This is a genomic window from Chromobacterium sp. ATCC 53434, assembly GCF_002848345.1.
Classification (GTDB): Bacteria; Pseudomonadota; Gammaproteobacteria; order Burkholderiales; family Chromobacteriaceae; genus Chromobacterium.
Genome location: NZ_CP025429.1, coordinates 2,807,063 through 2,827,093 on the forward strand (window position 1 = coordinate 2,807,063; position 20,031 = coordinate 2,827,093).

The 20,031-nt window shown below is 64.2% G+C and carries 11 protein-coding genes and 1 pseudogene; 5 read left to right on the forward strand and 7 right to left on the reverse strand.

The window, feature by feature from the left end; all coding sequences use genetic code 11:
* The first annotated feature begins 87 nt into the window (after positions 1-87).
* The gene (locus CXB49_RS12670; protein ID WP_101708738.1) at positions 88-534 is read left to right on the forward strand and encodes a hypothetical protein; all 447 of its coding nucleotides are present in this window, start codon (positions 88-90) and stop codon (positions 532-534) included.
* Between the two features lie 60 nt (positions 535-594).
* On the opposite strand, the gene gltX is transcribed toward CXB49_RS12670, so the two are convergent.
* Both gltX and CXB49_RS12680 read right to left on the reverse strand, forming a co-directional pair.
* Complete coding sequence (gene gltX, locus CXB49_RS12675; protein ID WP_199406873.1) at positions 595-1,983, reverse strand: glutamate--tRNA ligase; 1,389 nt, start codon at positions 1,981-1,983, stop codon at positions 595-597.
* An 86-nt stretch (positions 1,984-2,069) separates the two neighbouring features.
* A complete protein-coding gene (locus CXB49_RS12680) occupies positions 2,070-2,696 on the reverse strand; it encodes a LysE family translocator (RefSeq protein ID WP_101708740.1) in 627 nt (208 codons plus the stop codon).
* A gap of 221 nt (positions 2,697-2,917) precedes the next feature.
* Between CXB49_RS12680 and CXB49_RS12685 the strand changes: the two genes are divergently transcribed.
* Together CXB49_RS12685 and CXB49_RS12690 are read left to right on the forward strand one after the other, a co-directional pair.
* Complete coding sequence (locus tag CXB49_RS12685; RefSeq protein ID WP_101708741.1) at positions 2,918-4,345, forward strand: PLP-dependent aminotransferase family protein; 1,428 nt, start codon at positions 2,918-2,920, stop codon at positions 4,343-4,345.
* Positions 4,346-4,452: 107 nt separating this feature from the next.
* A complete protein-coding gene (locus CXB49_RS12690; protein WP_101708742.1) occupies positions 4,453-5,730 on the forward strand; it encodes an O-acetylhomoserine aminocarboxypropyltransferase/cysteine synthase family protein in 1,278 nt (425 codons plus the stop codon).
* 44 nt (positions 5,731-5,774) lie between these two features.
* Here CXB49_RS12690 and CXB49_RS12695 read toward each other — a convergent pair whose 3' ends face one another.
* The 5 genes and pseudogenes from CXB49_RS12695 to CXB49_RS12715 all read right to left on the reverse strand — a co-directional run bounded on the left by CXB49_RS12695 (position 5,775) and on the right by CXB49_RS12715 (position 16,585).
* Positions 5,775-6,680: a L,D-transpeptidase gene (locus CXB49_RS12695; protein ID WP_101708743.1), complete on the reverse strand. Its 906-nt coding sequence runs from the start codon at positions 6,678-6,680 to the stop codon at positions 5,775-5,777.
* 133 nt (positions 6,681-6,813) lie between these two features.
* Complete coding sequence (locus CXB49_RS12700; RefSeq protein ID WP_101708744.1) at positions 6,814-8,043, reverse strand: glycosyltransferase family 4 protein; 1,230 nt, start codon at positions 8,041-8,043, stop codon at positions 6,814-6,816.
* A 95-nt stretch (positions 8,044-8,138) separates the two neighbouring features.
* Positions 8,139-13,589, reverse strand: coding sequence for a calcium-binding protein (locus tag CXB49_RS12705; protein ID WP_101708745.1), 5,451 nt, complete (start codon positions 13,587-13,589; stop codon positions 8,139-8,141).
* 35 nt (positions 13,590-13,624) lie between these two features.
* Positions 13,625-14,675, reverse strand: a pseudogene (locus CXB49_RS12710) (IS630 family transposase).
* Positions 14,624-16,585 carry a type I secretion system permease/ATPase gene (locus CXB49_RS12715; RefSeq protein ID WP_158300816.1) on the reverse strand — a complete coding sequence of 654 codons (1,962 nt, stop codon included), beginning with the start codon at positions 16,583-16,585 and terminating at the stop codon, positions 14,624-14,626. Before CXB49_RS12715 ends, CXB49_RS12710 begins: the two are co-directional and overlap by 52 nt.
* A gap of 179 nt (positions 16,586-16,764) precedes the next feature.
* Between CXB49_RS12715 and CXB49_RS12720 the strand changes: the two genes are divergently transcribed.
* A complete protein-coding gene (locus tag CXB49_RS12720) occupies positions 16,765-18,189 on the forward strand; it encodes a TolC family protein (protein WP_101708747.1) in 1,425 nt (474 codons plus the stop codon).
* 92 nt (positions 18,190-18,281) lie between these two features.
* Positions 18,282-19,829, forward strand: coding sequence for a 23S rRNA (uracil(1939)-C(5))-methyltransferase RlmD (gene rlmD / locus CXB49_RS12725; protein WP_101708748.1), 1,548 nt, complete (start codon positions 18,282-18,284; stop codon positions 19,827-19,829).
* Positions 19,830-20,031: the final 202 nt, after the last annotated feature.

The window sequence follows — 20,031 nt, forward strand, 5'->3', positions numbered from 1 at the left end:
GCGGGTCTAAGTATTTCCCACATTTGAAAGCGGATAGTCCTAATCCTATGTTCAAGCTCTGCATTCGGCATTCATCCGGAGCTTGTCATGGCCAATCCCCTCACCCTGCTGCTGCCCGTCCGCGCCGACGCCGACCCCTCGTCGCTGGCCGCGGCCATACGGGACAACCAGCCCCGGTTGCGCCAGGCGCTCGCCGTCATCGGCACCGTGCATTACGCCCGCCTGATGCTGCTGGACCGCGCCGCGCCCAATCTGCAGCCCGGCCCCGAACCCAGCGACCGCCAGGTGCTGGCGGTGATAGGCGAATACGACGGCCCGCAGGAGCGTTGCGCGCTGGACCTGGCACGCGAGGCCGGCGCGGTGTTCGACCCGCTGCTGCGCTTCGTCGACGGCGCCGACGCGCTGCTGCCGGTGGCCGCGCACCAGCAGGCCTTCGCCGCCTTCATCCGCGCCAACGACGCCACGCCGCAGGGCGCCGGCCAGTACCAGGCCTATGTCGCCACCGCGCGCGAGATCATGGCGGCCTTGCCATAAGCGGCCCACGCAAACGAAAACGCCCCGCGTCGCGGGGCGTTTTGCTTCTGCCGGACAGGCTCAGCCGCGGATGCGGCGCAGCACCTCGTCCTTGCCGATCAGCGCCAGCACCGCGTCCACCGACGGCGTCTGCGTGGTGCCGCACACCAGCACGCGCAGCGGCATGCCCAGCTGGCCCATCTTGATGCCCTCGTCGGCGCAGAACGGCTTGAACAGCTCGTGGATGCCTTCGGCGGTCCAGGCGTCCAGCGCGGCCAGACGGTCGGCGAAACGGCCCATGCGCTCGACGGCGTCGCCGGCCAGGTGCTTCTCGACGTCGGCGGCGGCCGGCTCGCGCTTCTTGTAGAAGTAATCGACCTCCAGCGCCAGCGCGTTCAGGTCCTGCACCCGCTCCTTCACCAGCGCCAGCACGTCGGTGATGGCCGGGCCGCCGGCGGTGTCGACATCGGCCTTGTCCAGGCGCGGCGCAATCAGCTCGGCCAGACGGCCGTTGTCGGCGGCCTTGATGTGCTGCGCGTTCAGCCACATAAATTTCTCGTGGTTGAAACGGCTGGCCGACGGGCTGACCGCCTCCAAGCTGAACCACTCGACGAACTGCTCCATGCTGAAGAACTCGTCGTCGCCGTGGCCCCAGCCCAGGCGCGCCAGGTAGTTCAGCAGCGCTTCCGGCAGAATGCCCTTGTCGGCGTAGTCCACCACGCTGACCGCGTCGCGGCGCTTGGACATCTTCTGGCCGTCTTCATTGAGGATCATCGGCAGGTGGCCGTACACCGGCAGCGGCGCGTTCAGCGCCTGCAGGATGTTGATCTGGCGCGGGGTGTTGTTGACGTGGTCGTCGCCGCGGATCACGTGGGTGATCTGCATGTCCCAGTCGTCCACCACCACGCAGAAGTTGTAGGTCGGGCTGCCGTCCGGACGGGCGATGATCAGATCGTCCAGTTCCTCGTTGGAAATCTCGATGCGGCCCTTGACCGCGTCGTCCCAGGCCACGACGCCGGCCAGCGGGGTCTTGAAACGCACCACCGGCTGCGCGCCTTCCGGAACGGCCGGCAGGGTCTTGCCGGCTTCCGGGCGCCAGCGGCGGTCGTAGCGCGGCTTGTCGCCTCGGGCTTCCTGCTCGGCGCGCATCGCCTCCAGCTCTTCCTTGCTGCAATAGCAGTGGTAGGCGTGGCCCGAGGCCAGCAACTGTCCGATCACTTCCTTGTAGCGGTCGAAACGATGAGTCTGATAGAACGGACCCTCGTCGTAGTCCAGGCCCACCCAGTGCATGCCGTCCAGGATCGCCTTCACCGATTCCGGCGTCGAGCGCTCCAGGTCGGTGTCTTCGATGCGCAGCACGAACACGCCGTCGTTCTTGCGGGCATAGGCCCAGGAGAACAGCGCGGTGCGCACGCCGCCGATGTGCAGGTAACCGGTGGGGCTGGGGGCGAAACGGGTACGAATCATGATCGCTTGGACTCTGAGAAAAACACAAAGGCGCTATTGTACGCTGCCAACAAAAAAGCCCGCAAACGCGGGCTGCAAAGATTGTTCGCTCAGGCGGTCAGCGCCGACAGCGAATCGGCCGGCATCATCTGCGCCAACAACCACACGGCGGTCAGCGCCAGCATCGCCGCCATCGTCCAGTTGAAGGCGCGCAGCCGCGGCGGCGAATCGAGGAAGCGGCGGATCGCCACGCCAGAGCCGGCCCATACCGCGATGCACGGCAGGCTGGTGAAGAAGGTGATCAGCACGAACAGCGCCGCGGCATGCCACGGATTCATGTGCGCCGGCAGGAAGACCATCACCAGATTGAAGCCCATCAGCCACACCTTGGGATTCAGCCAGTTGAACAGGATGCCGCCCCAGAAGCCCATCGGCCGGGCGCCCGCCTCCCCGCCCTTCGCCTTGCCGGCGCGCGCCATGCTCCAGGCCAACCACAACAGATAGCCGCAACCGGCGACGGCCAGGTAGAGCTGCAAGGACTCCATCAGCGACATCAGCGAGCCGAGGCCCACCGTCAACAGGCCTATCTGCAGCGACAGTCCCAGCGTCATGCCGAGCAGAGACGGCAGCGTGCGGGAAAAACCGAAATTGACGCCGGACGAGGCCAGCACCAGATTGTTGGGGCCGGGGGTGATGGACATCACCAGCAGATAAGTGACCAGCGCAAGCAGATTCATGACGACTCCCAAGACCGCGACCGGCCAAACGCCGGTCCATGCGGGGCAGATCCCCGATCCAAGGCCGTCATATTAGTCCGTCCCACTGGACAATTACAGATTCAGAAAAATAGAATTGAGACCATAACAGTTTTGAATTGCACAAACTGTTATGGTCGGTTTTCTGCCAAACTGTACCGCCGACGACACATCCTGTACCCACGATTAGCCGAGGAGCCCGCATGAGCGGCGAAACGCTGTACCAGCAACTGGTCAATGAATGGACGACGCTGATCCAGAACGGCACCGTGCTCCCCGGCGAGCGGCTGCCGTCGGTGCGCAAGGCCTGCGCGATGCACAAGGTCAGCCCGTCCACCATCCTGCAGACCTACCGCACGCTGGAGGACCGCGGCCTGATAGAGGCGCGGCCGCAGTCCGGCTTCTACGTCAAATCGGCCGCCAACCTGCCCTTGCCGCGGATGCGCCGGCAGAGCGCCGCCCACCATACCGGCGAGGTGGTGGACCAGATCGAGGCGGTGATGGGCGTGCAGAACCAGGCCGACTTCATCGACCTGTCGCTGGCCAGCCCGCGCGGCAGCGACTTCTATCCGACCAAGCGCTTCAAGCACATCATGGGCCGGCTGCTGCGCCAGCAGCCGGAACTGACCACCGACTATCCGTTCCCGCCCGGCTCCGAGCGCCTGCGGCGCCAGATCGCCCAGCGCGCGGTCAGCTGGGGCTGCGTGCTGGCGGCCGACGAGCTGGTGATCAGCAACGGCTGCACCGAGGCGCTGCAACTGGCGCTGAGGGCCGTCTGCAAGCCCGGCGACACCGTCGGCGTCGAATCGCCTACCTATTTCGCGCTGCTGCCGATGCTGAAGGAGCTGGGGTTGTCGGTGATCGAGATCCCCACCCACCCGACCAGCGGCCTGGCGCTGGACGCGCTGGAGCTGCTGTTGTCGGAAAAACGGCTGAACGCCGTCGTCGCGATGCCCACCGTGCACAATCCGCTGGGCAGCACCATGCCGCCGGAGGCCAAGCAGCGGCTGGCCCAGCTGGTCAACGATTATCAGGTGCCGCTGATCGAGGACGTTCCGCACGCGGAGTTGTTTTACGGCGCGGCGACGCCGGACGCGGTCAAGGCCTATGACCGCGACGGCTGGGTGCTCTTGTGCTCCAGCTACAGCAAGACGCTGGCGCCGGGCTTCCGCATAGGCTGGATCGCCCCCGGCCGCTTCCTCAGCGAGGTCAGGCGGCTGAAATTCTCCAGCAGCCTGGGCCAGCCGGCGCTATTGGAGGAGACGCTGGCCGAATACCTGGAAAGCGGCGGCTACGACCACCACCTGCGGCTGATCCGCCGCCACTTCATCAGCCAGATGGAAAAGCTGCGCGGCGCGGTGGCCCAGCACTTCCCGGCCGGCACCCGCGCCACGCTGCCATCCGGCGGCTGCCTGCTGTGGGTGGAGCTGCCCAGCCACGCCGACACCATGCAGCTGTTCCGCGCCGCGCTGGCCGAACGCATCACCGTGGTGCCGGGCGCGATGTACTCGGCCAAGGGCCGCTACCGCAACTGCCTGCGGCTGTCGTGCTGCTATCCGTGGAACGAGGCCTACCAGCGGGCGCTGGTCCGCGTCGGCGAGCTGGCGGGCGAGCTGGTCGGCGGCGGCTGACATAGAACAGATGATTCTATCCAGTATGATTTTTATGTTCTTGTGATCGATCGCGGGCGGCGTTAAGGTAGGGAATCATGACAAACGCCTGATCAGGAGCCGCCCCGATGAAACTGGAAACCCTGGCCGTCCACGCCGGCTACAGCCCGGACCCGACCACCAAGGCGGTCGCGGTGCCGCTGTACCAGACCACCAGCTACGCCTTCGACAGCACCCAGCACGGCGCCGACCTGTTCGACCTCAAGGTGCAGGGCAATATCTACACCCGCATCATGAACCCGACCACCGACGTGCTGGAGAAGCGGCTGGCGGCGCTGGAGGGCGGCATAGGCGCGCTGGCGACGGCGTCCGGCATGGCTGCCATCGCCTACGCGATCCAGACCATAGCCGAGACCGGCGACAATATCATCGCCACCCGCACGCTGTACGGCGGCACCTACAATCTGTTCGCCCACACCTTCCCTCAGCTCGGCATCGAAGTCCGCTTCGTCGACTACCAGGATCCGGCGGCGATCGCCAGCCTGGTCGACGACAGGACCAAGGCGGTGTTCTGCGAATCGATAGGCAATCCGCTGGGCAATGTCGTCGACTTCGCCGCCTTCGCCGACGAGGCCCACCACCACGGCCTGCCGCTGATCGTCGACAACACCGTGCCGTCGCCGTATCTGTGCCGGCCGTTCGAGCACGGCGCCGACATCGTCGTCCACAGCCTGACCAAATACCTGGGCGGCCACGGCAACAGCATAGGCGGCGCCATCGTCGATTCCGGCAAATTTCCGTGGGGGACGCACAAGGCGCGCTTCAAGCGGCTGAACGAACCGGACGTCAGCTATCACGGCGTCAACTACGTCGAGGCGCTGGGCGAGGCCGCCTACATCGCCCGCGCCCGCGTGGTGCCGCTGCGAAACATGGGCGCCGCGCTGTCGCCGTTCAACGCCTTCCTGATCCTGCAGGGCATAGAGACGCTGGCCTTGCGCATGGACCGCATCTGCGACAACGCGCTGAAGGCGGCGCGCTTCCTGAAGCGCAGCCCGGCGGTGGAATGGGTGGAATACGCCGGCCTGGACGAGCATCCGAGCAAGCCGCTGGCCGACCGCTACCTCGGCGGCCGCGCCTCCGGCATCCTGTCCTTCGGCATCAAGGGCGGCGCCGCGGCCGGCGGCCGCTTCATCGACGCGCTGCAACTGGTGACGCGGCTGGTCAATATCGGCGACGCCAAGTCGCTGGCCTGCCACCCGGCCACCACCACCCATCGCCAGCTGTCGCCGGAGGAGCAGTTGCAGGCCGGCGTGCGGCCGGAACTGGTGCGGCTGTCTATCGGCATAGAGCACATAGACGACATCCTGGCCGACATCGGCCAGGCGCTGACCGCCGCCGCCAGCTGAGTCCGAAATGGACAGGGGCCGCGTCGGCGGCCCCTGGGAAACAATCAACCGGCTTTTCTGGCGGAGCCGGCCCGCGCGCGCTGGCCGGAAGGCGGTCCCGGCTCGCGCTGCTGTTGCTGCGGCTGGCTGGCCGCCGGCGCGGCTGGCTCGGCGGCAGGCGTCGCCGGCGTCAGCCTGGACAACCACGTCATCGCGTTCAGGCCGCCGCTGATCGCGGCCTTGCCGCTCTTGCAGCTCAGGCACACCGGCGTGCCGTCCCGCCGTTTCAGCGCGTCGTCGACCCGCTGGCCGAACAGCGCCTGCTGATGCTGGCGCTGCCAGTCCAGCAGCGTCTGCGCCAGGTAGGGCAGCGACGGATCCTCCTGCTTGTAGCGGTTGCGGTAGGCGGTCATCCACAGCTGTCCGGCCTCGTCCTCGCTCAGCACGATGGTCTGGTAGGCGACGGTGACGGCGTCGCCGCGGCTGACCGTCTTGGCCAGCTCCAGCGCGTCGTCGTTGCGCATCCGGACACAGCCGTGGCTGCGGAAGCCCGGCACCGAGGCCGGCGCGTTGGTGCCGTGGAAACCCAGGCCCAGACTGCTCTCGCCGAAACGGACGAAGACCGGGCCCAGCGGATTGTTCGGTCCCGGCGGCACCACCGTCTGCACTTCCTTGCCGCTGCGGCGCATTTCCTCCTGGATGGACTTCGGCACGTGCCAGCTGGGCGCGCGGTAGATGCCGGTGATGTCGAAGCTGCCCACCGGCGTCTGCGTCAGCATCTTGCCGACGGCCACCGGGAAAATCCGCGCCAGCTTGCCGTCCTGATACAGGAACAGCCGCGCCTGCGGCAGGTTCAACACCAGATGCCGGCCAGCGGGATTGACCTGGATGTCCGGAGCCGGCGTCACCGCCGCCATGGCCGGAACCGCCAGCGAGCACGCCAGCGCCAGCACCGAGAAGCACTTCAACATACCGTACCTTGAATCACATGAATCATGGTCTGAATTGTAACAGAAAGCGCTGATAGGCCGAGATTGTGCGAATTTACATTGTTCCCACAGGTCAGACAGACGCCGCCTCCACTCTGCGATCACGGATCAAGCGTCAGTTCGCCAGACCCAGCAATCGCAACTGCCGTGGCAGACAGACGTCGTGCAAGTCGTAGCTCTCCACCACCGACTGCCGCGCCGCTTGGCGCAGGGGTGTCAGGCCATGTCGCTGCCGGCAGACGTCGGCCACCACATCGGCGATTTCATCGGGCGAGAAGAAGTCCACCAACAAGCCGTTGCAGCCATCGTCGATCACCTCCTCCACCGGCGCGGTCCGTGAGCCGATCACGACGCCGCCGCACGCCATAGCCTCCAGCATCGACCACGACAACACGAAGGGATAGGTCAGATACACATGCGCGGTCGATACCTGCAACAGCCGCAGGTAATAGTCATACGGCACTTTGCCGAGGAAATGGATATTCTCCGGCTTCAAACCGTCGCCAACCTCGTCCAGCATCCGCTGCCGGTAATAGCCGGGCGGCGCCTGCTTCCCATACGAAACCTCGTCTCCGCCGACAATCAGGATCTGGGCGTCGGGACGTAGCCGCTGCAGACGCGGCAAGGCTCGCATAAAGGAGTGAAAACCGCGGTAAGGCTCCAGATTGCGATTGACGAATGTCACCACCTCGTCCGCCGCGGACAGAACCCGGCCATCCGGCAATGTCAGGCGGGCTGCCGGATCCGGCCGGACCAGAGAGGTATCGACCCCATCATGCACAACCTCGATGCGGTCGCGATAGGCGGATGGAAAGCATTGCCGCTGCCACTCGGTGGCGCTGATGCCAAGGTCCATCGCGTCCAGGCTCAGCAAGTGATGGCTGGTGCGCGACCTCAGCCGCAACCGCTCCTCGAAGGGATCCGGGAATTCGGGATCGAAGCCGACATCCTGACCATCGACCCGGTAGAAAAACTCGCAGTAATGAACCAGCCGGGCTGCGGGAAAGACGTCCTTGACGAACAGGGACTCGCCCCAGCCCGGATGGGCATACACCACGTCCGGACAATAACCCTGCTTGCGCAGGCGCAGCAAGGCTGCGGCAACCTGCTGTCCCCGCGCGATCGCCTGCGCGCTGGTCCGCAGCATGCCATCCGCCTCCCCCGGGATGGAGGACGGCATATCGTAGCCCACCACCGGCATTCCGGCAGGCAAGCGGCCAAGATTGGCCGCCACCCAGCGGCGCTCGCCGAGGCCCATCACGTCGCAACGCCCTGACTGCCACAACGGAGCCAGCAGATGGCAAAACTGGCCTGGGAAATTCTGGTGTATGAACAACAGCTTCAACTTACTCATTCCAAACCCGACAGAAAGGGCGGGGAATCCGCAGATCCCCCGCCCAAGCCCGGCCGGCCAAAGCCGGCCGGGCGATGACAACAACCTTAATGCCAGTTGGCGGACAACACCGGCTGCAGCTTGTTCTGCACATCCTGCGACAGCGCAGCGGCACCGGCGGCCGGCGGAGCGAAAGCAGACATCGCGCTCACCAGCGCCTCCACCTGCGTATCCGACAACTGCTTGCCGTCAGCCGCGTGGAAACTCTGCACATGCGCGGCGCCGTTCGCGTACCAACCGGCGACATCGACCTGCGCCGACGAACCGACCTGGCTCACCAGCAAATCGTTGCCGGAGCGCTGGAACCACAGCTGGCCGCTGGTGGCGCCGTCAAACTGCACGACGGCCGAATGCCCGGTTCCGCTGGCGGCATTGTCGATCAACACATGCGCGGCGTTCGCCGAGATTTCATACGTGTTGTTGCCGGCGCCACCCGTCATCGTGTCGTTCTGGCCATCCGATTTCATCAGCTCGTTGGCGCCCTTGCCGCTGAACACGCCATTGACCGGATCGATCTGGATGGTCGTGCTGTTCAGCCAATCCGGCAGCTTGACGCTGCTGCCATCGGCGAACTGCACGGTCTGCACCGGGTACAAAGCCGCATTGAACCAGCCGCCTAGCGTCACCGAGTCCTTGGCCGAGTAATGCAGGATCAAGTCGGTGCCGCTGGCTTCGGCCCTCAGATCCGTCTGCGCAATGCCGGCGCCAAACTTCAGAACACTGTTGGCGCTGGCATTCATGCCGCTCAGCCACTGGCCGGGCGCGTCGTGGCCGGCACCATAGATGGTGTCGGAACCGCTGCCCAGCGCCAATTGGTAGGTGTTGTTGCCCAGCGTGCCGTACATGATGCCGCCACCGGTGCCGGCGATATAGGTGCTGCCGACGCGGTTGCCGCTGGCGTCGACGGTATAGCCCTGCGTCGCGCCGCTAGACCAGCTGGCATTGCCCATCACGTCGAAGCCGCCGCCGCCGATATAGGTGGCGCTACCACCCAGCACCTCCATCGTGGCATTGCCGCTGCCGCCGATGAAGGTATTGTGACCGGCCGCCGCGCCCAGCATATAGGCCGTGCCAGCCCCGCCCTGGAAGGTATTGTTGCCGACGCCGCCATACATCGAAACCGGACCGCTGCCGGCGACGAACTGGTTGTTGCCCGGGCCGCCGTACATCAGGTCGGTGCCGGCGCCGCCGGTCAGCGTCGCGTCGCCGACGCCGCTGCGTAGCGTGTCATTGCCGTCATCGGCCTTCAGTTGCTGATGCAGGCCGATGCCATAGGCTACGCCATTGGCCACGTGGTTGCCGACGTTCGGCAACGTCGTCAACAAATCCGGCAACTTGTAACTGCTGCCATCAGCGAACTGCACCGTCTGGGCAGGATACAGCGTCGAGGTGAACCAGCCGCCCAGCGTCACGGCATCCTTGTCCGAATAGTGCAGAATCAGGTCCGCGCCATTTGTCTCCAGTTTCAGATCGCCGATGGCGATGCCGGCGCCAAACTTCAAGACGCTGTTGGCGCTGGCATTCATGCCGTTCAACCACTGGCCGGGCGCATCGTGGCCGGCGCCGTAGATGGTGTCGGAACCGCTGCCCAGCGCCAGCTGGTAGGTATCGTTGCCCAGCGTGCCGTACATCACCGCGCCGCCGGTGCCGGCGATATAAGTGCTGCCGACACGGTTGCCGCTGGCGTCGGTGGTGTAACCCTGCGTCGCTCCGCCGGACCAGCTGGCGTTGCCCATCACGTCGAAGCCGCTGCCGCCGATATAGGTGGCGCTGCCGCCACGGCTGTCCATCGTGTCGCGTCCGCTGCCGCCAATGAAGGTATTGCTGTGCGCGCCGATGCCGCCCAACATCACGTCATTGCCGGCCCCGCCGCGCAACGTGTTGTCGCCGGAACCGCCGGTCAAGGTCTCGTCGCCGTTGCCTGCGGTCAGCTGCAGATTATTGACGTACTTCGGCAGCTTGTCGGCCATATCTGGCAGCTTGTAACTGCTGCCGTCGGCGAATTGCAGCGTCTGCACCGGGTACAAGGCCGCATTGACCCAACCACCCAACGTCACCGAGTCCTTGGCCGAGTAATGCAGGATCAGGTTGGAGCCGTTGGTCTCGGCCTTCAAATCGCTGAAGCTGATTCCCGGCCCAAACTTGATCACGCTATTGCTGCTGCCGGTCATGCCGTCCAGCCACAATCCCGGATGGTCGTAACCGGCGCCGTAGATGGTGTCCGAGCCGCTGCCCAGCGCCAGCTGGTAGGTGTTGTTGCCCAGCGTGCCGTACATGATGCCGCCACCGGTGCCGGCGATATAGGTGCTGCCGACGCGGTTGCCGCTGGCGTCGACGGTATAGCCGTGAGTCGCGCCGCTATCCCAGCTGGCATTGCCCATAATGTCAAAGCCGCTGCCGCCGATATAGGTGGCGCTGCCGCCCAGTGCCTCCATCGTGACCTTGCCGCTGCCGCCGATGAAGGTATTGTGACCGGCTGCCGCGCCCAGCATATAGGCCGTGCCGGCGCCACCCTGGAAGGTGTTGTTGCCGACGCCGCCGTACATCGAAACCGGGCCGCTGCCGGCGATGAACTGGTTGTTGCCCGGACCGCCGTACATCAGGTCGGTGCCGGCGCCGCCGGTCAGCGTCTCGTCGCCGCTGCCGGCTGTCTGTGGCTGATTATTGACGTACTTCGGCAGCTTGTCGGCCAGATCCGGCAATTTGTAGCTGCTGCCATCGGCGAATTGCAGCGTCTGCACCGGATACAAGGCCGCATTGACCCAACCGCCCAACGTCACAGAGTCCTTGGCCGAGTAATGCAGGATCAGGTTGGAGCCGTTGGTCTCGGCCTTCAAATCGTTGAAGCTGATTCCCGGCCCAAACTTGATCACGCTATTGCTACTGCCGGTCATGCCGTCCAGCCACAATCCCGGATGGTCGTAACCAGCGCCGTAGATGGTGTCCGAGCCGCTGCCCAGCGCCAGCTGGTAGGTGTTGTTGCCCAGCGTGCCATACATGATGCCGCCGCCGGTGCCGGCGATATAGGTGCTGCCGACGCGGTTGCCGCTGGCGTCGACGGTATAGCCGTGAGTCGCGCCGCTATCCCAGCTGGCATTGCCCATAATGTCAAAGCCGCTGCCGCCGATATAGGTGGCGCTGCCGCCCAGTGCCTCCATCGTGACCTTGCCGCTGCCGCCGATGAAGGTATTGTGACCGGCTGCCGCGCCCAGCATATAGGCCGTGCCGGCGCCACCCTGGAAGGTGTTGTTGCCGACGCCGCCGTACATCGAAACCGGGCCGCTGCCGGCGATGAACTGGTTGTTGCCCGGACCGCCGTACATCAGGTCGGTGCCGGCGCCGCCGGTCAGCGTCGCGTCGCCGGCGCCGCTGCGCAGCGTGTCGTTGCCGTCATCGGCTTGCAATTGCTGATGCAGGCCGATGCCGTACACCGTGCCATTGACCATGTGGTTGCCGATGTTCGGCAGCGTGCCCAACAGATCCGGCAGCTTGTAGCTGCTGCCGTCGGCGAATTGCAGCGTCTGCACCGGGTACAGCGCCGCATTGAACCAGCCGCTCAGCGTCACCGCGTCCTTGCCCGAATAGTGCAGGATCAAATCGACGCCATTGGTCTCGACCTGCACATCCTTCAGACTGACTCCCTGTCCGAATTTGATCACGCTGTTGCTGGCGGCGCTCATGCCGTCCAGCCACAACCCCGGACGGTCGTAGCCGGCGCCGTAAATGGTGTCGGAGCCGCTGCCCAGCGCCAGCTGGTAGGTATTGTTGCCCAGCGTGCCGTACATCGCCGCGCCGCCGGTGCCGGCGATATAGGTGCTGCCGACGCGGTTACCGCCGGCATCGACGGTGTAGCCCTTCGTGGCCGCGCCAGCCCAGCTGGCATTGCCCATCACGTCGAAGCCGCTGCCGCCGATATAGGTGGCGCTGCCACCCTGGCTGTCCATCGTGTCGCGTCCGCTGCCGCCGATAAAGGTGTTGCTCTGCGCGCCAACGCCGCCGAGCATCGTCGCATTGCCCGCCCCGCCCTGAAAGGTATTCTTGCCGGTGCCGCCATACATCACATCGTTGCCGGCGCCGCCGGTCAACGTAACCTCGCCGGCGCCGCCATGCAGCGTGTCGTTGCCGCCGTCGGACATCAGGTGCTGGTTCAGGCCCACACCATACGCCACGCCATTAACGGCGTGGTTGGCGACGTTCGGCAGCGTGTTCAGCAGGTCCGGCAGCTTATAGCTGCTGCCATCGGCGAACTGCAGCGTCTGCACTGGGTACAGTGCCGCATTGAACCAGCCGCTCAACGTTACCGCGTCCTTGCCCGAATAATGCAGGATCAGGTCGACGCCATTGGTCTCGACCTGCACATCCTTCAAGCTGATCCCCTGGCCGAACTGGATCACGCTGTTGCTGGCGGCGTCCATGCCGTTCAGCCACTGCCCCGGACGGTCGTAGCCGGCGCCGTAGATGGTATCGGAACCGCTGCCCAGCGCCAGCTGATAGGTGTTGTTGCCCAGCGTGCCGTACATCGCCGCGCCGCCGGTGCCGGCGATATAGGTGCTGCCGACCCGCTTGCCGTTGGCGTCAGTGGTATAGCCCTGCGTCGCCAAGCTGTCCCAGCGGGCATTGCCCATCACATCGAAGCCGCTGCCGCCGATATAGGTGGCGCTGCCACCCTGGTTGTCCATCGTGTCCTTGCCGGCGCCAGCGTAAAAGGTGGTGTTGCCGTCATAGCCGAACATGATGTCATTGCCGCTGCCAGCCACGACTATCGTCTTACCGGCATTGTCGGTCGCGGTGAGCATCCCGTCGGGAGCAAGCATGATGGAACCGCGGGCGCCGGGCTTGCCCAGTGCCAGCCCGCTGCCGGTGAACAGCGAATCCATGCCATCCTGCAACTGGCCAGCCACGCTCTGCCACTGGCCGGTCTTCGTCATCTGCAGCGCCCACTGGCTCAGCTTCGCGGCAAAATCGTATTGGATAGCCGACAGCACATCGTTGCCGTACCCCGCCAGCTCCACCATGTCCAATGCCGCGTTGACCGGATCCGCCGCGTAATGGGAGTCCAGCAGCTTGTCCAGCCCGCCGCAATCAAAGCGAGTACCTGCTTGGGCATCGCTATGTACAGTGATAGTGTCCAGATACGGCTTCAGACGGGTCTGCATCAGCAGACCCTGATAGACACTCTGCTCAAAGGCGAGATAGCTCTGCTGCAGATTGGCAACCTGGTCTGCGCTGACGGCAATGCCGTATGTGCCGGTTTCCAGGGCCGAGCCCGATCCGCCCACGGCGGCGCCGTTGTTGGTCTGCATATGTATGCCGGCATGCCCCCACAACAGTCCGGTCTGCTGCGGGTCGTACAGCGCCTGGCCGTTGAACACTTCCAGCATGCCCACCATCGCGGCCATCTTCTTGTAATCGTCGGACCACAGCTCGCGCTGCGACAGCTGCGGCGGACTCTTGGGATCGGCATGGTCGAACATATTGACCCCATCGAACACATACACATATTAATCCGGCAGTCAAATACCGTACAGAAAGCTCATGCCGCGTAGCGGATTTTTTCATGCCGGAAGTACGACCGGATTCTGGCCGGCTGCTTCTGCAATGAGCGTAAATGGGACAGCACTTTCCCTTGAAGTTGACCGTCTGATCGAACCGGCTCACCTGCGCTCATTCTGGCCTTCAGGTCGCCGTTCAAGTATTCATCCGGGTTCAGTTCCGGTGAGTAGCTGGGCAGGAAGAACAACTCAATCGCCTTCTTGTTCTCTTCCTCCTCCAACCATGCTTGCACCAGCTTGCTGTGATGCACGCGCAAGTTGTCGAGGATCAAGAACACCTTCTTGCCGCCAGCATCACGGATCAGCCGCATCAGAAACTTGATCAGCACCCGGGCCGTCAAGGTCTCCCGGTACAGCATGAAGCGCATCTTGCCTTGGTTGGTAATGGCCGAAATCAAGTTGATGCGCGCTCTTTTCGATTGGGATAACACCAGAACTGGGGTTTGGCCTTTTGGGGCGTAGCCACGCGGAAAGTGCTCAACACTCGACACCGCCGATTCGTCGCCCCAGCTGATTTCAGCCATTTCCGCTTTGGCACGCGCGACGATAGCCGGGTATTCCTCCTTGAGCCATTTCTCGACTGCTGCCGGTCGCTGCTCATAAGCGCGTTTGAGCGGGCGCTGCGGCGTAAAGCCCCAGCGGGCCAAGTACAGACGGACAGTACGGATCGGCAGATCGATCAGAAACATCTGCTTGATTACAGCCTTGACCGCCTGAGCACTCCACAGGGCAAACCTCAGCTTCATCTGGTCTGGCGTGCGATCCACGATGTCCTGCTTGATCCGGGCTTCCTGCGCCTCGGTCAGCCGACGGCCGGTGCCTTCGGCGCGACCGCGCTTCTGTTCTTTGAATCCCTGCGCACCTAGTGCTGCCTCACGCACCACCCAGGCGGAAATGGTGGGGCGGCGCAGCCCGAGTTCGTTCTTCGGCAATACTGGCTTGAGACCGGCCTCGCTTGTACATCCGGATAGCGGTACGCCTCAGCTGCTCACGGGCGGCCAGTTCAAGCTTGCGCACATCGATTTTTTCCATGCCGGAAGTATACAATCTGTACGGATTATTACTGCCGGATTAATAACCAGCGCCCGCGCGATGGCGATGCGCTGCCTCTGCCCGCCGGACAGCCCGTTGCCGTGCTCGCCTACCCGGGTGTCGTAGCCTTCCGGCAGCTCGCTGATGAAGTCGTGCGCGCCGGCCAGCCGCGCCGCCTGCATCACCGCCTCCAGCGGCAAGGCTGGATCGGCCAGCGCGATGTTGTCGCGTATGGAACGATTGAACAGCATGTTTTCCTGCAATACCACGCCCACCTGGCGCCTCAGCCAGGCCGGATCGGCCAGCGCCAGGTCGATGCCGTCGATGCGGACACGGCCGCCCTCCGGCAGATACAGCCGCTGCAGCAATTTGGTCAACGTGCTCTTGCCTGAGCCGGAACGGCCGACGATGCCGATCACCTCGCCCGGGCGGATCTGCAGGCTGACGCCCTTCAACACTTGCGGACCGTCCGGGGTGTAGCGGAAACGGATGTCTTCGAATTCGATGTCGCCGCGCAACGCCGGCAAGGCCTGGCGGCTTTGCGGCAGTTCGCTGCGGGTGTTGAGGATATCGCCCAGCCTTTGCATCGAGATGCCCACCTGCTGGAAGTCCTGCCACAGCTGGGCCAGGCGCAGCACCGGCGCGGAAACGCGGCCGGCCAGCATATTGAACGCCACCAGCTGGCCCACGCTGAGATAGCCGTCTATCACCAGCTTGGCGCCCAGCCACAGGGTCGCCACCGTCACCAGCTTGCCGATCAACTGGATGCCCTGCTGGCCGATATTGGCCAGATTGCCGACACGGAAGCCGGCGCTGACATAGCTGGCCAGTTGCTGGTCCCAATGCCGGGTGAACTGCGGCTCCACCGCCATCGCCTTGACGGTTTCGATATTGGACACGGTTTCCACCAGCATGGCCTGGTTGTCCGCCCCGCGGGCGAATTTCTCGTCCAGACGGCTGCGCAGCGGCGGCACCAGCAGCGCGGACACCACGGCATAACACGGCAAAGACAGCGCGACGATCACCGTCAACTTGACGCTGTACACGGCCATCACCGCCAGAAACACCACCGAGAACAGCACATCGATCACCGCGGTGAGCGCCTGACCGGTCAGGAAGTTGCGGATGCTTTCCAATTCCCGCACCCGCGCCACCGTATCGCCGACGCGGCGCGCGCCGAAATACGGCAAAGGCAGCGCCAGCAGGTGACGGAACAAGCGTGCGCCCAGCTCCACGTCGATACGGTTGGTGGTGTGCGAAAACACATAGCTGCGCAGGCCGGTCAGCAACACCTCGAACACCGAGCAAACCAGGAGCGCGATGCAGATCACATCCAGCGTGGTAAAGCCGCGATGCACCAGCACCTTGTCCATCACCACCTGGAAAAACAGCGGCGAAACCAGCGCGAACAGCTGCAGCACCAAGGACACGCCCAGCACCTCCAGCAGCAACCGGCGGTATTTGACGATGGCGGGAATGAACCAGGAGAAATCGAAACGAGCCAATTCGCCAGCCAGCGACGCGCGCGAGGCGAACAGCATGGCCCGCCCCTGCCACATCGCCTGCAAGGCGGACAGCTCCATCTTGCGCGGCCCCGGCTCGTCAGGGAATTGCACCAGCGCGTGGCTGTCGTCCGCCCGCGCCAGCACGAAATGGCGGCCGGATTCGGTCAGCGCGAGGCAAGGCAGGGCAGCCTGCCCGAGCCGGTCGAACTTCAACGTCACCACACGGGCTTTCAAGCCCATGCCGCGGGCCGCCAGCAACAGCTCAGGCTCTTGCAGGGCCGACGACAGGCCGGATTGATGACGTAGCTGCGAAGGGTCCGCAGCGATGCCGTGATAACGGGCGATCAGCACCAGGGAAAGAAGGCCCGAATCAACAACATCGCCATATTCGGACTCAGAAGGCATGCCAGACATTTAAATCTACAGAATTGGTAAAAAATGTCCTATATTATTGATTTCAATGAAATTTACTGTCAAAGTTCGGCTGCAAAAAACCAGAAATATGGTGCATAATCCGGTTTTTGCAAGATTGTTTGAAAGTAAACACCTGTTAACAATTCCTTGATGGCATTTAAATTCCAGCAATGCATTTCACAGTTCTTTTCCGGCGAGCGCTACCCTGCATCCTCCTCTCATTCGCGACCTCGGGCCATGCCGCGTCCTGGCTGAGCGACCCTCTGCTAAGCCGAGGCGACGCTCCCTCATGGCAAGCCGAAGGATGCCCCGCACACGATTCCTCCGCCCCGCTTTCCCTGTACACCGCGGCCACCCAGGCGCTTTGCCGCCATCCGCAGACGCATGAGGCCTGGGCCCAGCTACATGCCGGGGAAGCCCAGGTTGGCAGTGCCCGCGCCGCCTATCTGCCAACGCTGAACGCCTCGCTGCAAAACGCGCGCGACCATGCCATCACGCAAGTGCCATCTATTCCGGTGTTGAATACCGACACGCACAGCCGCTACCGCAGCGACACGCTGACGCTGAACTGGCTGCTGTACGATTTCGGCGCCCGCGACGCCGCGCTGAAGAACGCGCATGCCCTGCTGGAAGCGGCCCAGGCCAATATCGATGGCACCATGCAAAAAGTCCTGGCCGGCACCGCCCAGGACTATTACGCCGCCATAGCCGCCCAGGCCGCCTGGCAAGCGGAACAGGAAACCGAAACGGCCGCGGAGCAAAGCCTCGAGGCCTCCAGCCGGCGCGTCCGCGCCGGCGTTGCCGCCATCAGCGACCAGTTGCAGGCGCAAACGGCGGCCGCCCAAGCCCGATACGCGCTGGCCAAAGCCGAAGGCGCCTGGCGAAATGCGACCGGGGCCCTCGCGCTGGACATGGGCTTGTCGCCATCGACCTTATTGCGTCTGCCGCCAGCCAGCCAGCTCGACGCCTCGTCCAATGCCGGCCTGAGGCCGGTCGACGAACTGCTGGCCGCAGCTCAACGAGAGCATCCCAGCCTGCAGGCCGCCCGCGCGCAGCTGGCCGCGGCCCAGGCCAAGGAAGATCAGGTGCGGGCTCAGGGAAGACCCTCGGTCAACTTCGTCGCCCGCGCCAACCACAGTACCCAGCCAGAGAGCCTGGGCACCGGTCTGCCGCTAGTGGGCGCGCATACGCAGGATCGATACATCGGCATACAAGTCGATATCCCGCTATTCGAAGGTTTCGGCCGGCACTATCAGGCCTTGCAGGCGGCTGCCGAGGCGGAAAGCAGGCAGAGCCAGCTGGAAGACGCCCAGATGCAGGTGGCACAAGGCGTCTGGACCCATTACCAGGCGCTGGAAACCGCCACCGCCAATACTCGGATCACACGCGAGTTGCTGGACAGCGCCCAGGCCGCCTTCATCGCCGGCAAGGCCAGATACGAAAAAGGCGCCGGCAATATCCTGGAGTTGCTGAGCGTGCAGGCGGAACTCGCCAGGGCGCGCCAACAGCGTGTACAAGCCTTGACCGACTGGCTAACCGCCCGCCTTCAGCTAGCCGCCAGCGTCGGGCGGCTGGATCCGGCCGCCTTGCGCTGATTGTCCCTCGGCTCCGCTTCATAAAAAAACCAGCAGGAATCGCCGGTTTTTGAGAAAATCCGCGTTTACCGTTTGATTTTGCAAGCAAGACGATGACGCACCCACAGACTATTGCCCTGGTCGAATCGCTGGATCACGAAGGCCGGGGGGTCGCCCACGTTGACGGCAAGACCATCTTCATCGATGGCGCGCTGCCGTACGAGAAGGTTGTCTACAGCAGCTACCGCAAGAAGCCCAGCTACGAGAACGCCAACACCTCCAAGGTGCTGAAGGAAAGCTTCATGCGCGCCGATCCGCGCTGCCCGCACTTCGGCGTTTGCGGCGGCTGTTCGATGCAACACGTGGAATTCACCGCCCAGGTGGCGGTCAAGCAGCGCGTGCTGGAAGACAATCTGAAGCGCATCGGCAGAGTCAAGGCCGAGCGCATCCTCACCCCCATCGCCGGACCGGCCTGGCACTACCGTCATCGCGCCCGCATGTCCGCCCGCATGGTGGCCAAGAAGGGCGGCGTGCTGGTCGGCTTCCACGAGAAAAACTCCAGCTACATCGCCGAAATGCGCGAGTGCCACATTCTGCCCAAACACATCTCCGACCTGATCATGCCGCTGCGCGCGATGATAGCGACGCTGTCGATCAGCCAGCGGATGCCGCAGGTGGAAGTGGCCGTCGGCGACAAGCTCGACATCCTGGTGTTCCGCAATATGGACGCGATCACCGACGCCGACTTCGCCATCCTGAAGGGCTTCTCCGACACCCACGGCAGCGCCGAGCGTCCGCTACAGGTCTGGCTGCAGCCCAAGGGCCCGGAGACCTGTTACCCGATCTACCCGCTGGACGCGCCCAAGCTGACCTACAGCATGCCGGAATATGCGGTGGAAATGCCCTACTACCCGACCGAGTTCACCCAGGTGAACCCGCAGATCAACGCGGTGATGGTGGCGCGCGCGCTGAAATTCCTCGATCCGCAGCCGGGCGAGCGCATCGCCGACATGTTCTGCGGCATCGGCAACTTCACGCTGCCCATCGCCCGCTCGGGCGCCGTGGTGCACGGCATGGAAGGCAGCCAGGCGCTGGTCAAGCGCGCGGTGGAAAACGCCACCCACAACGGCCTGCAGGACCGCGTCAGCTACGAGATGGCCAATCTGTTCGACGTCACCGAGGCATCGTTCGCGGCGCTGGGCCAGTTCGACAAGATGCTGGTGGATCCGCCGCGCGACGGCGCGGTGCAGCTGTTGAAGGCCATCACCGAGGAGACCGCGCCCAAGCGCATCGTCTACGTGTCCTGTAATCCGGCCACGCTGGCGCGCGACGCCGGCATCCTGGTCAACACCAAGGGCTACACGCTGAAGACGGCCGGCATCATCAATATGTTCCCGCACACCGCGCACGTCGAGTCGGTGGCCTGGTTCGAGAAGACCGGCCCGTGCAAGACGCCCAAGGAGGTCGAGGAAATCGAGGCGATCGAGGCCGCCGAACGCGAGGCCGCCAAGGCGGCGCGCAAGGCGGAGGAAGCCGCGGAAGAGGCGAAAAAAGCCCAGCTGCTGGCCGAGAAGGCCGCCGCCAAGGAGGCTCGCCGCGCGCACTACTTCGCAGAGAAGGCCCGCCGCGAGACCGAAGAAACGGCGGACGGCCAACAGTGAGCGAGACGGCTCGCGCCGGCATTTCGCCGGCATGAGCCGTTTTCTTTATATCAAGACAGATTGTTTGATCTAAAGACAAGTATTATTCTTCGCTTCAGCGCATTGTGCTGACGCCGACGGCATCCGCTTTCCCGCGCATCGTCGCCCGGCATGATGTTATAAGAACCGGCACACGGCCCGCCGCATCAGGCGGGACCGCAGC

What these genes read in the sequence shown, in the direction of transcription:
- CXB49_RS12670 (WP_101708738.1), top strand. Translation starts at nt 88, where the DNA reads ATGGCCAATCCCCTCACCCTGCTGCTGCCCGTCCGCGCCGACGCCGAC.
- CXB49_RS12680 (WP_101708740.1), bottom strand. Translation starts at nt 2,696, where the DNA reads ATGAATCTGCTTGCGCTGGTCACTTATCTGCTGGTGATGTCCATCACC.
- CXB49_RS12685 (WP_101708741.1), top strand. Translation starts at nt 2,918, where the DNA reads ATGAGCGGCGAAACGCTGTACCAGCAACTGGTCAATGAATGGACGACG.
- CXB49_RS12690 (WP_101708742.1), top strand. Translation starts at nt 4,453, where the DNA reads ATGAAACTGGAAACCCTGGCCGTCCACGCCGGCTACAGCCCGGACCCG.
- CXB49_RS12695 (WP_101708743.1), bottom strand. Translation starts at nt 6,680, where the DNA reads ATGTTGAAGTGCTTCTCGGTGCTGGCGCTGGCGTGCTCGCTGGCGGTT.
- CXB49_RS12715 (WP_158300816.1), bottom strand. Translation starts at nt 16,585, where the DNA reads ATGCCTTCTGAGTCCGAATATGGCGATGTTGTTGATTCGGGCCTTCTT.
- CXB49_RS12720 (WP_101708747.1), top strand. Translation starts at nt 16,765, where the DNA reads ATGCATTTCACAGTTCTTTTCCGGCGAGCGCTACCCTGCATCCTCCTC.
- rlmD (WP_101708748.1), top strand. Translation starts at nt 18,282, where the DNA reads ATGACGCACCCACAGACTATTGCCCTGGTCGAATCGCTGGATCACGAA.